At 60.0% G+C, this 14,196-nt stretch carries 15 protein-coding genes; 3 read left to right on the top strand and 12 right to left on the bottom strand.

What is annotated here, in order from left to right:
• Positions 1–87 precede the first annotated feature (87 nt).
• On the bottom strand, positions 88–1,797 hold the full coding sequence (gene recJ / locus FX984_RS13455) for a single-stranded-DNA-specific exonuclease RecJ (protein WP_027605468.1): 1,710 nt from the start codon (positions 1,795–1,797) through the stop codon (positions 88–90).
• 96 nt (positions 1,798–1,893) lie between these two features.
• On the bottom strand, positions 1,894–2,436 hold the full coding sequence (locus tag FX984_RS13460) for a YaeQ family protein (protein WP_027605467.1): 543 nt from the start codon (positions 2,434–2,436) through the stop codon (positions 1,894–1,896).
• Positions 2,437–2,584: 148 nt separating this feature from the next.
• Between FX984_RS13460 and FX984_RS13465 the strand changes: the two genes are divergently transcribed.
• Positions 2,585–3,784 carry a CaiB/BaiF CoA transferase family protein gene (locus FX984_RS13465; protein ID WP_027605466.1) on the top strand — a complete coding sequence of 400 codons (1,200 nt, stop codon included), beginning with the start codon at positions 2,585–2,587 and terminating at the stop codon, positions 3,782–3,784.
• Positions 3,784–4,668, top strand: a complete 885-nt coding sequence (locus FX984_RS13470; protein ID WP_027605465.1) for a TIGR02285 family protein — start codon at positions 3,784–3,786, stop codon at positions 4,666–4,668. Before FX984_RS13465 ends, FX984_RS13470 begins: the two co-directional genes overlap by 1 nt.
• Positions 4,669–4,838: 170 nt before the next feature.
• Here FX984_RS13470 and FX984_RS13475 read toward each other — a convergent pair whose 3' ends face one another.
• A complete protein-coding gene (locus tag FX984_RS13475) occupies positions 4,839–5,123 on the bottom strand; it encodes a DUF3509 domain-containing protein (protein ID WP_027605464.1) in 285 nt (94 codons plus the stop codon).
• Positions 5,124–5,434: 311 nt separating this feature from the next.
• Between FX984_RS13475 and FX984_RS13480 the strand changes: the two genes are divergently transcribed.
• The gene (locus tag FX984_RS13480; RefSeq protein ID WP_027605463.1) at positions 5,435–5,656 is read left to right on the top strand and encodes a hypothetical protein; all 222 of its coding nucleotides are present in this window, start codon (positions 5,435–5,437) and stop codon (positions 5,654–5,656) included.
• Between the two features lie 85 nt (positions 5,657–5,741).
• On the opposite strand, the gene thrC is transcribed toward FX984_RS13480, so the two are convergent.
• The 9 genes from thrC to ffh form a co-directional block, all read right to left on the bottom strand.
• Positions 5,742–7,151: a threonine synthase gene (gene thrC, locus FX984_RS13485; protein ID WP_027605462.1), complete on the bottom strand. Its 1,410-nt coding sequence runs from the start codon at positions 7,149–7,151 to the stop codon at positions 5,742–5,744.
• A 67-nt stretch (positions 7,152–7,218) separates the two neighbouring features.
• A complete protein-coding gene (locus FX984_RS13490; protein ID WP_027605461.1) occupies positions 7,219–8,523 on the bottom strand; it encodes a homoserine dehydrogenase in 1,305 nt (434 codons plus the stop codon).
• Positions 8,524–8,652: 129 nt separating this feature from the next.
• The gene (locus tag FX984_RS13495; RefSeq protein ID WP_027605460.1) at positions 8,653–9,384 is read right to left on the bottom strand and encodes a thioredoxin fold domain-containing protein; all 732 of its coding nucleotides are present in this window, start codon (positions 9,382–9,384) and stop codon (positions 8,653–8,655) included.
• 142 nt (positions 9,385–9,526) lie between these two features.
• Entirely contained in the window at positions 9,527–10,423 is an 897-nt protein-coding gene (xerD, locus tag FX984_RS13500) for a site-specific tyrosine recombinase XerD (protein WP_098478828.1), read from the bottom strand.
• Positions 10,424–10,535: 112 nt separating this feature from the next.
• Positions 10,536–10,886, bottom strand: a complete 351-nt coding sequence (rplS, locus tag FX984_RS13505; protein WP_003175895.1) for a 50S ribosomal protein L19 — start codon at positions 10,884–10,886, stop codon at positions 10,536–10,538.
• Between the two features lie 45 nt (positions 10,887–10,931).
• Complete coding sequence (gene trmD, locus FX984_RS13510) at positions 10,932–11,705, bottom strand: tRNA (guanosine(37)-N1)-methyltransferase TrmD (protein WP_016977714.1); 774 nt, start codon at positions 11,703–11,705, stop codon at positions 10,932–10,934.
• Positions 11,687–12,223, bottom strand: a complete 537-nt coding sequence (gene rimM, locus FX984_RS13515) for a ribosome maturation factor RimM (protein WP_027605457.1) — start codon at positions 12,221–12,223, stop codon at positions 11,687–11,689. The genes trmD and rimM overlap by 19 nt, the downstream gene beginning before the upstream one ends.
• 5 nt (positions 12,224–12,228) lie before the next feature.
• The gene (gene rpsP, locus FX984_RS13520) at positions 12,229–12,480 is read right to left on the bottom strand and encodes a 30S ribosomal protein S16 (protein WP_003238923.1); all 252 of its coding nucleotides are present in this window, start codon (positions 12,478–12,480) and stop codon (positions 12,229–12,231) included.
• 250 nt (positions 12,481–12,730) lie between these two features.
• Positions 12,731–14,107, bottom strand: coding sequence for a signal recognition particle protein (ffh, locus tag FX984_RS13525; protein ID WP_003175900.1), 1,377 nt, complete (start codon positions 14,105–14,107; stop codon positions 12,731–12,733).
• Between the last annotated feature and the right edge of the window lie 89 nt (positions 14,108–14,196).

Below are 14,196 nucleotides of genomic sequence, written 5' to 3' on the forward strand. Positions count from 1 at the left end.
TAGCGGTAGGTCAGTCACAGCATTGTTGACTGACACTCAGCTATCGGGGCAACCCCCTCCCACAGTTTTTTGCGGCGTCGGTAAGATCTAGCGCGGCTCGATGTGGGCAATCATCAGTTGCACGGTTTCATTGCCACGAAACTCGTTCACATCCAGTTTGTAGGCCAACTCCACCCAACGTACGGTCGGGTTCGGCCAGACTTCCCGGTCGACGCCGAAGGCAATGCCATCGAGCTTCACCGACCCGCATTCGCTCTTGAGCACCACTTTCAGGTGCCGTTCCCCTACTACCCGCTGCTCGACCAGCTGGAACACGCCATGGAACAACGGTTCGGGAAAGTGCTGCCCCCACGGTCCGGCGTGGCGCAGTGCGCGCGCCAGCTCCAGGTGAAACTCTTCCACCGCCAGGGTACCGTCGGACAGCAGGCGCCCGGTGAGGTCTTCTTCGCGCAGCTGCCGACGCACTTCGGCGTCAAAGGCCTCGGCAAACAGTGGGAAATTTTCCTCGGGCAAGGTCAACCCCGCCGCCATGGCGTGGCCGCCGTATTTGGCGATCAGGTTGGGATGCTGGCTCGCAACCACCGCCAGGGCATCGCGGATGTGGAAGCCTTGCACAGAGCGCCCTGAGCCCTTGAGCAGCCCATCGCCTGCATCGGCGAAGGCAATGGTGGGGCGGAAATAGCGCTCCTTCATGCGCGACGCAAGAATGCCGATCACACCTTGGTGCCAGTCCGGATCAAACAGGCACAAGCCGTAGGGCATTGAGTCCACCGGCAAGTCCTTGAGCTGAGCCAGGGCTTCGCGCTGCATGCCCTGCTCGATGGATTTGCGGTCCTGGTTCATGCCGTCCAGTTGTGCGGCCATTTCCCGTGCCGCGGCGAAATCCGTAGTGAGCAGGCATTCGATGCCCAGGCTCATATCGTCCAGGCGCCCGGCGGCGTTCAAGCGTGGCCCGAGGATAAAGCCGAGGTCGGTGGAGGTGATGCGCGCCGCATCCCGCTTGGCCACTTCGAGGATCGCCTTGATCCCCGGCCGTGCGCGACCGGCACGAATACGCTCCAGGCCCTGATGCACGAGGATGCGGTTATTGGCGTCCAGGGGCACCACGTCGGCGACGCTGCCCAGGGCGACCAGGTCGAGCAGCTCGCCAATGTTGGGTTGAGGCTTGTTTTCATACCAGCCCAAACTGCGCAAACGCGCGCGCAGGGCCATCAGTACGTAGAAGATCACGCCCACGCCGGCCAGGGCCTTGCTCGGGAACTCACAGCCCGGCTGGTTCGGGTTGACGATGGCATCCGCCGCCGGCAGCTCATCCCCGGGCAAGTGGTGGTCGGTCACCAGCACCTTCAGCCCCGCCGCTTTTGCCGCCGCCACGCCTTCGACACTGGAGATGCCATTGTCCACGGTGATCAGCAACTGCGGCTCGCGCTGCAGGGCCACCGCGACGATTTCCGGGGTCAGGCCATAGCCGTATTCGAAGCGGTTGGGCACCAGGTAATCGACATGGGCCGCACCGAGCAAACGCAGGCCCAGGGTGCCTACGGTGCTGGCGGTGGCACCATCGGCGTCGAAGTCACCGACGATGAGGATGCGCTGGCGCTGCTCCAATGCCGTCACCAGCAAGTCCACCGCCGCGTCGATACCCTTGAGCTGCTGATAGGGAATCAACCGCGCCAGGCTCTTGTCCAGCTCGGCCTCGGACCGCACGCCACGTGCGGCGTAGAGACGGGTCAACAGCGGTGGCAATTCCCCCAGGAAGGGCAGGACGGCGGGCAACGGGCGGGGATCGATACGCATGGGTGACGGGAGCTTCTCTTTAATACAACGGTTAAACGACAACTCTGAAGGGAACACAGATCAAATGTGGGAGGGGGCAAGCCCCCTCCCACATTTTCAACCGCGTTCGCCGACCAGCCATTGCAGTTGCACTTCGTGCTGGCCACGGTCGTCGGTGACGAAGATCGTGCCTTCACTGATCATCACGTCCCACTTGATCACGCGGGGCATGTCCTTGGCCAGGACCTCCAGAATCTCCTGGGGCACTGCTGCGATGTGGACATTCTTCAGGGTGTTCGCCACCGGCACCACTTTGCCTTCCCAAACGCGCAAGCTGCCGTATGCCAGCAGGCTGGTACGCTCAGTGCGACGCGAGCACCAGGTCAGGCGGTCGGCATCCGGCTGGCCGACTTCAATCCAATGCAAAACCCGATCATCCAGGCTTTTTTCCCACAGGGCTGGCTCGTCTACATCTGACAGGCCACGACCGAACGCCAACTGTTCGTTGTAAAAAAGGGCGTAGGCCAGCAGGCGCACGGTCATGCGTTCTTCAGTTTCCGAGGGGTGGCGAGCGATGGTCTGCTTGACGCTCTCGTACACCGAACGGTCGAGGTCGGTGAGGTTGAGTTCGAATTTGTAGGTCGTGGACGGCTGGGCCATGAACGGGCTTCTAGAGACAGGGAAAGGCGGCCAGTCTAACCGATGGCGAGGTCATTCAACGAATCCTGCGCTGCATCATCCTTATCCCTGGGCTGCTCGCCTATGTTAAAAGGCTTCACACCACCGTTCCGCGCAGACAAGGATCCCCATGTCGTTTAATGCCAAACCGCTTGCCGGCCTGAAAGTCATCGAACTCGGCACCCTGATCGCCGGCCCCTTCGCCTCACGCATTTGTGCTGAATTCGGTGCCGAGGTGGTCAAGGTCGAGTCCCCGGACGGCGGCGACCCGTTGCGTAAGTGGCGCAAGCTGTACGAAGGCACCTCGTTGTGGTGGTTTGTGCAGGCGCGCAACAAAAAGTCCCTGACGTTGAACCTCAAGCACCCGGACGGGCTGGCGATTCTCAAGCAACTGCTGGCAGACGCCGACATCCTGATCGAAAACTTCCGCCCCGGCGTACTGGAGAAGCTTGGCCTGAGCTGGGAAACCCTGCATGGGCTGAACCCGAAACTGGTGATGGTGCGCCTCTCGGGTTTTGGCCAGACCGGACCGATGAAAGACCAGCCCGGGTTTGGTGCCGTGGGTGAGTCCATGGGTGGGCTGCGCTATATCACCGGTTTCGAAGATCGCCCGCCGGTGCGCACCGGAATCTCCATTGGCGACTCCATCGCCGCGCTGTGGGCGGTCATCGGCGCCTTGATGGCGCTGCGTCATCGCGAGGTTAACGGCGGTGTGGGCCAGGTGGTCGATGTGGCGCTGTATGAAGCCATCTTCGCCATGATGGAAAGCATGATCCCCGAGTTCGACGTATTCGGGTTTATTCGCGAACGTACCGGCAACATCATGCCCGGCATTACGCCGTCGTCGATCCACACCAGCGCGGACGGCAAGCACGTACAGATCGGTGCCAACGGTGATGCCATCTTCAAACGTTTCATGAGCGCCATCGGCCGGGAAGACCTGGCGAACGATCCACAATTGGCCAGCAATGACGGGCGCGACAGCCGTCGCGATGAACTCTATGGCGTGATTGATCGCTGGGTGAACTCGCTGCCGCTGGAGCAGGTGGTGGAGCAACTCAACAAGGCTGAAGTGCCCGCCAGCCGTATCTACAGTGCCGAGGACATGCTGGGCGACCCGCAATTCCTCGCGCGCGAGATGTTCCTCAAGGCCCGGCTTCCCGGCGGCAAGGACTTCAAGATGCCGGGCATCGTGCCCAAGCTGTCGGACACACCGGGCAGTTGCGAATGGGTGGGGCCGCAACTGGGTGAACACAACGGCGTGGTGCTGGGCGAGCTGGGATACGACGCCGCCGCCATTGTCCGCCTGCGTGAGCAAGGTGCAATCTGATGCCCCACGGCTGCAAACACTGGCTCATTGCGCTGTACCTGGCCGCCATGCTGGCCAGCGGCTGGTCCGTACCGGCGAGTGCAGAGGGCACGTTGATCTGGTTATTGCGCGACTTGCCGCCGCTGACCATCTTCGAAGGGCCAGGCAAAGGCCAGGGTGCCCTGGACCAGTTGCTGCCGATACTGATCGGACACTTGCCGGAGTATCGCCATCAGGTAATGCACGTCAATCGCGCGCGCGGCATGCAGATGCTGCGCGAGCCCACGCTCACCTGCGATCCATCCTTGCTGTGGACGGCCGAGCGGGCCAGGTACATCGTATTTTCCAGGCAGGCGTTTGTGGTCGCCAGTAATGGCATCACGATCCGGCGCAGCCAACAGGGCGCCCTGGCGGCGTTTATCGTAGACGGCCAGTTCGACCTGCAGGCCTTCTTCGACGCCCATGAGGCAAGGGTCGGCGCGATCGCGGAACGCAGCTACGGCGCCGTTATCGATGAGCGACTGAAACAGGCCGACACACACAAACTCGCACTGCACTACGGCAACGATGCCCTTGGCAGCTTGCTGCAGATGCAGCGCCTGGGCCGGCTGGAGGCGGTGCTGGGCTATTGGCCGGAAATCCGCTACCACGCGATGCAACAGGGGATCGCAGCCGACGACCTCAGCTTCTACCCCATCAAGGGCACAGCGCCTTACCAGCGCACGCATATCGGCTGCTCGGATACACCTGAGGGGCGCGAGGCCATGGAACGGATCAACCAGGTCCTGCTCAGCCTCCCGCTGGAACACGTACAGCAGTCCTACGCTGCCTGGCTGGACCCTGCCATGCGTGAACACTACCTGCGAGACAACCCGAGCTTTTTCCAGGACTCGCCAGCGCCGTGACAAATCCCAGGCAAAAAGAAACCCCGAAGAGTGGGGAGACACTTCGGGGTTAAACGTGGCCTACAAAGACCAGTACAACAAGGCACAAACACCGGAGCACAATGTTTGCTCTTGCTGTTACGAAATCTGACCGGCCATGACGTGGGAAGTTTCCATCTATAAACAATTCTTCATGCAACGGCAGCGCTGCGGGTCTGGGCGGCATTGCGCAAGGCCGCGATGACCGAGGGTTCCAGGCGTCCTTCAGCGATCTTGAGGTCACGCAGCAGGCAATCCACCACATCCACCAATAGGCGCTTATCGAGCAATTGCGCCCGGTCGACTTCACGCTCGACCATGATCGCACCGGCGGGGTTCTTTACGGTTACCAGGCACTCGTCCTGCACACCTGCGGTGGTCAATGTCACCTGATAAGGGCTCAGTGCTTCTTCGAGCAATAGGCTGATACTTTCCATCTCGATCACCACTCAATAGTTCGCAAACATTCTTGTAAACGGGAGCTGCATCTATCCTAAGTGACTGGTTGTGACGTAGGAAAGTTCGCTTTTTCGTTTATGCGGGGTTGTCGGGGGATGACGTTTCCAGCATGCGCTTGCAACATGACAGGCAAAAAACGGCGGCACATAAATGCTTACGCAATGGGCTGCTGTTTTGGGCTCCCCCTGCCGCGCAGGCCATGGGTGAATCCTATACTCGATGAGCGCTGATCACGGTGCCACGTGGGTAAAGCGTATGCCAAAGGCCCTTATTGCGAAGGAGGAATGCGATGGTGGAAAACGATGAGCGACTGGCGACGATGGAGAAAATGCATGCCGATGTAAGGCGCATCTACGCAGAAATATCACGCATGCAGGCTGAGCAAGACAAGCTCAGATCGGAATCCCTGAAAATAAACTGTGAAACTTTCTGGTACCCCATGGGCGTAGCAATGGCCGTGGTCGCAACGATTGCTTCGATTACTGGAGTAGCGATTAAGTTGCTCTTGTAACCGGCACGCCGTCGGGCCTGCCAGAAACAAAAAACGCCGCTGACCCAAGGAAGGGAAAGCGGCGTTTTTGTCTGGGTGACCTGCCTTACAAAGGCTTGCCACGATTGCCATGCTGGCTGACAAACGCCTGCATCGCCTTCAAGTCATTCGGCAGCACCGTGCAGCGCTCTTCACGCTCGAACAGGTCGGTCAGATGCACCGGCAGTTCCAGCGCCTTGCCGACACCCGCCTTCTCCACCGCTTCCGGGAATTTCACTGGATGGGCGGTGCCGAGGATCACCATCGGGATATCCAGGCTGCGACGGCATTCGCGGGCGGCCTTGACCCCAATGGCGGTGTGCGGGTCGAGCAACTCGCCGGTCTGGGCGTAGACCTCGGCGATGGTTTCACAGGTCTGCGCGTCATCCACGGCCAGGGAGTCGAACAGCTTGCGGGTTTCGGTCCAGCGCTCTTCATCAACGCTGAAACCGCCGCCGCTCTTGAAGGTGTCCATCAAACCGGCGATGGCTGCGCCGTTGCGACCGTGCATGTCGAACAGCAGGCGTTCGAAGTTCGACGACACCATGATGTCCATGGACGGCGACAGGGTGGCGTGCAGGGTTTCCTTGACGTACTGGTTGCCGCTCATGAAGCGGTGCAGGATGTCGTTGCGGTTGGTGGCGACGATCAACTGGTTGATCGGCAGCCCCATGTTACGGGCCAGGTAGCCGGCGAAGATGTCGCCGAAATTGCCGGTCGGCACCGAGAACGATACCGAGCGCGCCGGGCCGCCCAACTGCAGCGAGGCGTGGAAGTAGTAGACGATCTGGGCCATGATCCGCGCCCAGTTGATCGAGTTCACCGCCACCAGGCGTGTGCCTTTGAGGAAGCCCTGGTCGGCGAAGCTGTTCTTGACCATTTCCTGGCAGTCATCGAAGTTGCCTTCGATGGCGATGTTATGGATGTTCTCACCGAAGATGGTGGTCATCTGGCGGCGCTGTACTTCCGACACACGCTTGTGCGGGTGCAGGATGAAGATGTCGACGTTTTCGCAGTGCTTGCAGCCTTCGATGGCGGCCGAACCGGTATCACCGGAGGTGGCGCCGATGATCACCACGCGCTCGCCGCGCTTCTCCAGCACGTAGTCCAGCAGACGACCCAGCAGTTGCAGGGCGAAGTCCTTGAACGCCAGGGTCGGGCCATGGAACAGCTCGAGCACCCATTCGTTGCCGTTGAGCTGGCGCAGAGGCGCGATGGCGCTGTGGGAAAACACGCCGTAGGTCTCTTCCAGAATCTTTTTGAAATCAGCATCGGGGATGCTGCCGGTGACGAATGGGCGCATCACCCGGAACGCCAGCTCGTGGTACGGCAGGCCGGCCCACGAAGCGATTTCTTCCTGGGTAAAGCGTGGCAGGTTTTCCGGCACGTACAGGCCGCCGTCGGTGGCAAGGCCTGCCAGCAAGACGTCTTCGAAATTCAGGGCCGGTGCCTGGCCGCGGGTGCTGATGTAACGCATGACTGGCTCCTCTAAAACATTCTCGAACAGAGGCCGCCGCACACACGGGGCCTCTGGAACAGATCGGTTAGTTCAGGTGTTCGACGCGAATCCGCACCACCGGGCCCACGACGCCTTGCAAGGCTTCCAGCGCGGTGATGGCATCGTTGATGTGCTGCTCGAGCACCCGGTGGGTCAGCAGGATCATCGGCACCTGGCCGTTCTGCTCCTCGACTTCCTTCTGCATGATCGACTCGATGTTGATACCGCGCTCCGACAGGATACTGGCCACCTGGGCCAACACGCCCGGGTGATCCTTGGCCTGGATGCGCAGGTAGTAGGCGCTTTCGCAGGCCTCGATCGGCAGGATCGGGTGGGCCGACAGCGAATCCGGCTGGAAGGCCAGGTGCGGCACGCGGTTTTCCGGGTCGCTGGTCATGGCGCGAACCACGTCCACCAGGTCGGCGATCACCGACGAAGCGGTCGGCTCCATGCCGGCACCGGCGCCGTAGAACAGGGTGGACCCGGCAGCGTCACCGTTGACCATCACGGCGTTCATCACGCCATTGACGTTGGCGATCAGGCGGTCGGCCGGGATCAGCGTCGGGTGCACACGCAACTCGATACCCGCCGGGGTGCTGCGCGCGACACCGAGGTGCTTGATGCGGTAGCCCAGGGCTTCGGCGTAGTTCACGTCGGCAGTGGTCAGCTTGGTGATGCCTTCGGTGTAGGCCTTGTCGAACTGCAGCGGGATACCAAAGGCGATGGACGCCAGGATGGTCAGCTTGTGCGCCGCGTCGATGCCTTCCACGTCGAATGTCGGGTCGGCTTCGGCGTACCCCAGGGCCTGGGCTTCGGCCAGTACGTCTTCGAAGGTACGGCCCTTCTCGCGCATTTCGGTGAGGATGAAGTTACCGGTGCCGTTGATGATGCCAGCCACCCAGTTGATGCGGTTGGCGGACAGGCCTTCACGGATCGCCTTGATCACCGGGATACCGCCGGCAACCGCGGCCTCGAACGCCACGATCACGCCCTTCTCGCGGGCCTTGGCGAAGATCTCGTTGCCGTGTACAGCGATCAGCGCCTTGTTGGCGGTGACCACGTGCTTGCCGTTTTCGATCGCCTTGAGCACCAGCTCACGAGCCACGGTGTAACCGCCCACCAGCTCGATGACGATATCGATTTCAGGGTTGGTGGCCACGGCGAAGACATCGTTGGTAATCGCAATACCGGTCGTTTGGAACTGAGGCTTTGGCGAACGCGTGGCAATTTGCGCCACTTCAATCCCGCGCCCTGCACGGCGGGAAATTTCTTCAGCATTACGCTGAAGTACGTTGAAGGTGCCGCCACCGACGGTCCCTAACCCACAGATGCCTACTTTGACCGGTTTCACTGAAGAACTCCCCATGAAACGGCCGACGCTAGGTCGGCCGTGGAAAACAGCCGCACAACTGCGGCTTTCAATTAATGGCCCGTCGACTTATCCACAGGCCATGATCGTCAAAGGTTCGACGATGCTGGTTTATTTGGCACCCAGCGCCAGTTTGGCAACTTGTGGTGCCGGCTGGTAGCCCGGAATCACCTGGCCGTCAGCCAAAACGATGGCCGGTGTACCGTTGACGCCGATGGACTGGCCCAGGGCAAATTGCTTCGACACCGGGTTGGCGCACTTGGCGGCCTTGATTTCCTTGCCATCGACCATCTTGTCCATGGCCGCTTTCTTATCGGCCGAGCACCATACGGCCTGCAACTGCTCGTCGCCCGGCGAACCCAGGCCCTGGCGCGGGAACGCTACGTAGCGGACTTCCACACCCAGCTTGTTCAGCGCAGGCACTTCGGCATGCAACTTATGGCAGTACGGGCACGTGGTGTCGGTAAACACGGTGATATGGGTCTTGGTCTCGCCGATGGCCGGGTAAACCACGGTTTCAGCCACCGGGATGCCGTTGATCAGCTTGGACACGCCCAGGCGCTCGGCTTTCTCGGTCAGGTTGACCGGCTTGCCGTCCTTGAGCTGGAACAGGTAGCCCTGGACGATGTACTGACCGTCTGCACTGGCGTACAGCACGCGGCTGCCCTTGAGCTTGACTTCATACAGGCCGGCCATCGGGCTGGCACTGATGCTTTCGATTGGGGTATCGAGCTGCAGGTTGGCCAGGCTCTTGCGGATGGTCTGCTCGGCAGCGTCATCGGCGACGGCAAAGGTGGAAACCAACGCAATGGCTGCGGCGGCAATAATCTGGGTCAAGCGCATGGAAACTCCTGAAGGCAGATGCAGGGACGGGTGCAGGCGCGCCAATACGGAAACACGAGTGCGGGCGGTCCCCTTTGCTAACCGGCAAAGCCTACCACAGTTGGGCCGCAGGGCAGCCCGTGGCGGCATAAATTGGCGCTTTTCAGCCTCGCGGGTGGTGCTTGGCATGCATATCCTGCAAGCGCGCACGCGCCACATGGGTGTAGATCTGGGTGGTGGATAAGTCGCTGTGCCCGAGCAGCATTTGCACCACGCGCAAATCCGCACCGTGGTTAAGCAAATGGGTGGCGAATGCATGGCGCAAGGTGTGGGGCGACAGGCTCTTGCCGATCCCCGCGACCTTGGCCTGGTGTTTGATGCGATGCCAGAACGTCTGGCGGGTCATCTGTTCGCCACGCTGGCTGGGAAACAGCACATCGCTGGGCCGCCCGCCCAGCAGCTCGCTGCGAGCATCGCGCATATAGCGCTCGACCCACACAATCGCCTCCTCCCCCATCGGCACCAGCCGTTCCTTGCTGCCCTTGCCCATTACCCGCAGCACCCCCTGGCGCAGATTGACTTGCTCCAGGGTCAGGCTGATCAGCTCCGTGACCCGCAGGCCACAGGCATACAACACTTCCAGCATGGCGCGGTCACGCTGGCCGATGGCTTCGCTGAGGTCGGGCGCAGCGAGCAAGGCATCGACGTCGGCTTCCGACAGGGATTTGGGCAAGGGCCTGCCCAGTTGCGGCATATCGATTTGCAGGGTCGGATCGAGGGCGATCAGTTTTTCCCTCAGCAAATAACGATAAAACCCACGCACACCGGAGAGAAATCGTGCAGTGGAACGGGGCTTGTAATTCTGTTCCAGGCGCCAGGCCAGATGATCGAGGATCAGCTCGCGACCGGCATTGATCAGTTCCAGGTTTTTTTCCTGCAGCCAGCCGTTGAACAGCGCCAGGTCGCTGCGGTAGGCCTGGCGGGTGTTATCTGACAGGCCTTTCTCCAGCCATAGGGCATCGAGGAAACGGTCGATCAGGGGGTGGTCGATGGCAGGCATAGGGACTCGAACAGAAAAGTGGCGGAATCAGGTAGATCCTATCCCGGACCTCAAATCGCGGGCACAAAAAAGCAGCCCGTAGGCTGCTTTTTTCTGCATCGGGAAGCTGGACTTAAGCCAGTTTTTCCTTGATGCGAGCTGCTTTACCGGACAGGTCACGCAGGTAGTACAGCTTGGCTTTACGTACGTCACCGCGACGCTTGACGGCCATGCTGTCGATTTGCGGGCTGTAGGTCTGGAAAGTACGCTCTACGCCAACACCGTTGGAGATTTTACGAACAGTGAAAGCACTGTTCACACCACGGTTACGCTTGGCGATTACCACGCCTTCGAACGCTTGCAGACGCGAACGGTCGCCTTCCTTCACTTTCACCTGAACGACAATGGTGTCGCCCGGGGCAAAGGTAGGGATCTCTTTGGTCATCTGCTCTGCTTCGAGTGCAAGGATGATTTTGTTAGTCATGCTGTGCTCCTAAGGTAAGTCAATGGACCTACCATCGATACGTTGTTAACTATCGTCCCGCGCGAGGATGTATTCCTCGAGCAGCTTCTTCTCTTCTCCAGAAAGCGAGCGGCTTTCCAGAAGATCGGCGCGTCGTTCATAGGTCCGACCAAGGGACTGCTGTAAACGCCAACGCCGGATGTGTGCGTGATTGCCACTTAGCAATACGTCGGGAACACGCTGATCCGCATACACCTCCGGTCGGGTGTAGTGCGGGCAATCCAGCAAACCGTCCGTGAAGGAATCTTCCTCCGCGGAGTCCGCATGCCCTAAAGCTCCAGGCAGCAGTCGTGTAACCGCATCTATCAGGACCATCGCCGGCAGCTCGCCGCCAGACAGGACATAGTCCCCAATCGACCACTCTTCATCGACATGAGCTTCAATAAACCGCTCGTCAATGCCTTCATAGCGACCGGCAATCAGGATCAGTGCTTCCTCATTCGCCAGTTCGCGGACCCCAGCCTGCTTCAGCTGACGGCCTTGAGGGGACAGGTAAATTACCTTCGCCTTCTCCCCGGCGGCTGCCTTGGCCTGAACCAACGCATCTTCCAGGGGCTTGATCTTCATCACCATGCCCGGGCCACCGCCAAATGGGCGATCGTCCACAGTGTGATGTCGATCCGTCGTGTAGTCTCGCGGGTTCCAACAGGTGAGCTGCAACAGCCCCTGCTTCACCGCCCGACTGGTGATGCCGTACTCGCTGATGGCGGAGAACATCTCGGGAAACAAACTGATCACTTCAATGCGCAAATTAGCCACGCTTAGAAGTCCGCGTCCCATTCCACCTTCATCTCGCCCGCCGCCAGGTCAACAGCCAACACGCATTGCTCGGTATAGGGCAACAGGCGTTCGCGATCATCCAGGCTGCCAGCGCAAGGCTTGACCACCATTACATCATTGGCGCCGGTTTCCAGAAGATGATCGATTTTCCCGAACAATTGCCCGAGTTGATCAATAACCTTCAGACCTTCCAGCTGGTACCAGTAGTACTCGCCGTCGGTCAATTCAGGGAACAGGTTGCGCGGCACGCAGATCTCATAACCGGCCAGAAGACGAGCTTCTTCACGATCATCAAGACCCTTGAGCTTCGCGACCAGGAACTTATCGCTCCCGCGTCCACTGACCAGCTCGACCTGTTTCACACTACCTTCGCGCTTGAGCGTCCAGGTCTTGTACTGCAACAGGTTTTCAGTCGGATCAGTAAAGGAATACACCTTCACTTCGCCGCGAACGCCATGAACAGAATAAATCTTGCCGATAACGATCAAATCATCAGCAACAGTTGGCGTCGCGTTCATATTGCTCAGGCTGCGGCCTTAGCCGAGTCCTTCAACAACTTGGCAACACGCTCAGACGGTTGTGCACCAACGCTCAGCCAGTAGGCTACGCGCTCTTGGTTCACGGACAGGCGGACTTCTTGACCACGAGCGATCGGGTTGAAGAAACCTACTTGTTCCTTGTGAGAGCCGTCACGTGGGTTGCGGCTGTCAGTTACGGTCAAGTGGTAAAACGGGCGCTTTTTGGAGCCGCCAAGGGCAAGACGGATTGTTAGCATGTGAACATCGTTCCTGTAGTCGGTGCTGCAAATCTAAATGCACAGCGGGCATAGGTGCCCGAAAGGCCGCATATTCTAAGGAATATCCGGACTTTTGCAAATGTCTTTTTCTGGCGCCTATCAGCGTGCCATTCAGATCTGCTAGAGAGCCGTCGGTTAAAACGGCAGGTCAGCCCCCGCCAACGGCGGGTTTGCTGGAGATCCCACATCCCTGTGGGTCGGAGCAGGAGTGAACTCCCGCTCGAATACTTTACATTTTCGGCATGCCGCCGCCGGGCAACATACCGCCCATGCCGCGCATCATCTTGGCCATTCCGCCCTTGGCGGAGAATTTCTTCATCATCTTCTGCATCTGCTTGTGCTGCTTGATCAAGCGCCCGATGTCCTGCACCTGGGTGCCGGAACCCATGGCGATCCGACGCTTGCGCGAACCGCTGATCAGCTCAGGGTCGCGGCGCTCGGCCGGGGTCATGGAGTTGATGATGGCTTCCATCTGCTTGAACTGCTTCTCTGCCGCGCCCTGGGCATTGCCCATTTGCGCCAGGTTCACGCCGCCGATGTTCGGCAGCTTGTCCATCAGGCCGCCGAGGCCGCCCATGTTCTTCATTTGTTGCAGCTGGTCGCGGAAGTCTTCGAGGTCGAAGCCTTTGCCCTTCTTCAACTTTTTCGCAAGCTTATCGGCTTTGTCCTTGTCGAGCGTCGCTTCGGCCTGCTCGATCAGGCTGAGCACGTCACCCATGCCGAGGATACGCGAGGCGATACGCTCAGGGTGGAACGGCTCGAGCGCTTCGCTCTTCTCGCCCATACCGATGAACTTGATCGGCTTGCCGGTGATGGCACGCACCGACAGCGCGGCACCGCCACGGGCGTCGCCGTCGACCTTGGTGAGGATCACGCCGGTCAGCGGCAGCGCGTCGCCGAAGGCCTTGGCGGTGTTGGCCGCATCCTGGCCGGTCATGGCATCGACCACGAACAGCGTCTCGACCGGGTTGATCGCGGCATGCAGCGCCTTGATCTCGCCCATCATCTCTTCATCGATGTGCAGGCGACCGGCGGTATCGACGATGACCACGTCGATGAACTTGAGCCTTGCTTCTTTAATAGCAGCGTTGGCGATGTCGACCGGCTTCTGGCTCAGGTCGGACGGGAAGAAGGTCACGCCCACTTCGCCCGCGAGCATTTCCAGCTGCTTGATGGCCGCCGGACGGTACACGTCGGCCGACACCACCATCACGGACTTCTTCTTGCGCTCTTTAAGGAAGCGCGCCAGCTTGCCGGCGGTGGTGGTCTTGCCCGCACCTTGCAGACCGGCCATCAGCACGACGGCCGGTGGCACGGCACTGAGGTTCAAATCTTCGTTGGCCGCGCCCATCAGGCTTTCGAGTTCGGCCTGGACGATCTTCACAAAGGCCTGGCCCGGGGTCAGGCTGCGGGACACTTCAGTGCCGACCGCGCGCTCCTTGACCGAGTTGACGAAGTCCTTGACCACAGGCAAGGCGACGTCGGCTTCCAGCAACGCCATGCGCACTTCGCGCAGGGTGTCTTTAATATTGTCCTCGGTCAGCTTGGCCTTGCCGGTTACATGGCGCAGCGTCTGCGAGAGACGGTCAGTCAGGTTTTCAAACATGCGCGATCCTTTCAGGCCCTATTCATCGAAATGCATTGGTAGACCGAGGTAATGGCGGCCCAGGCTGTGGTAAATCGCTATTAAACACA

Origin of the sequence: Pseudomonas marginalis, assembly GCF_008692035.1 — a bacterium.
Lineage (GTDB): Bacteria > Pseudomonadota > Gammaproteobacteria > Pseudomonadales > Pseudomonadaceae > Aquipseudomonas > Aquipseudomonas marginalis.

Excerpts from the sequence above, each read along its gene's own strand:
- recJ (WP_027605468.1), bottom strand. The coding sequence starts at position 1,797 with ATGCGTATCGATCCCCGCCCGTTGCCCGCCGTCCTGCCCTTCCTGGGG.
- FX984_RS13460 (WP_027605467.1), bottom strand. The coding sequence starts at position 2,436 with ATGGCCCAGCCGTCCACGACCTACAAATTCGAACTCAACCTCACCGAC.
- FX984_RS13465 (WP_027605466.1), top strand. The coding sequence starts at position 2,585 with ATGTCGTTTAATGCCAAACCGCTTGCCGGCCTGAAAGTCATCGAACTC.
- FX984_RS13470 (WP_027605465.1), top strand. The coding sequence starts at position 3,784 with ATGCCCCACGGCTGCAAACACTGGCTCATTGCGCTGTACCTGGCCGCC.
- FX984_RS13475 (WP_027605464.1), bottom strand. The coding sequence starts at position 5,123 with ATGGAAAGTATCAGCCTATTGCTCGAAGAAGCACTGAGCCCTTATCAG.
- FX984_RS13480 (WP_027605463.1), top strand. The coding sequence starts at position 5,435 with ATGGTGGAAAACGATGAGCGACTGGCGACGATGGAGAAAATGCATGCC.
- thrC (WP_027605462.1), bottom strand. The coding sequence starts at position 7,151 with ATGCGTTACATCAGCACCCGCGGCCAGGCACCGGCCCTGAATTTCGAA.
- FX984_RS13495 (WP_027605460.1), bottom strand. The coding sequence starts at position 9,384 with ATGCGCTTGACCCAGATTATTGCCGCCGCAGCCATTGCGTTGGTTTCC.
- xerD (WP_098478828.1), bottom strand. The coding sequence starts at position 10,423 with ATGCCTGCCATCGACCACCCCCTGATCGACCGTTTCCTCGATGCCCTA.
- rplS (WP_003175895.1), bottom strand. The coding sequence starts at position 10,886 with ATGACTAACAAAATCATCCTTGCACTCGAAGCAGAGCAGATGACCAAA.
- trmD (WP_016977714.1), bottom strand. The coding sequence starts at position 11,705 with ATGGGACGCGGACTTCTAAGCGTGGCTAATTTGCGCATTGAAGTGATC.
- rimM (WP_027605457.1), bottom strand. The coding sequence starts at position 12,223 with ATGAACGCGACGCCAACTGTTGCTGATGATTTGATCGTTATCGGCAAG.
- rpsP (WP_003238923.1), bottom strand. The coding sequence starts at position 12,480 with ATGCTAACAATCCGTCTTGCCCTTGGCGGCTCCAAAAAGCGCCCGTTT.
- ffh (WP_003175900.1), bottom strand. The coding sequence starts at position 14,107 with ATGTTTGAAAACCTGACTGACCGTCTCTCGCAGACGCTGCGCCATGTA.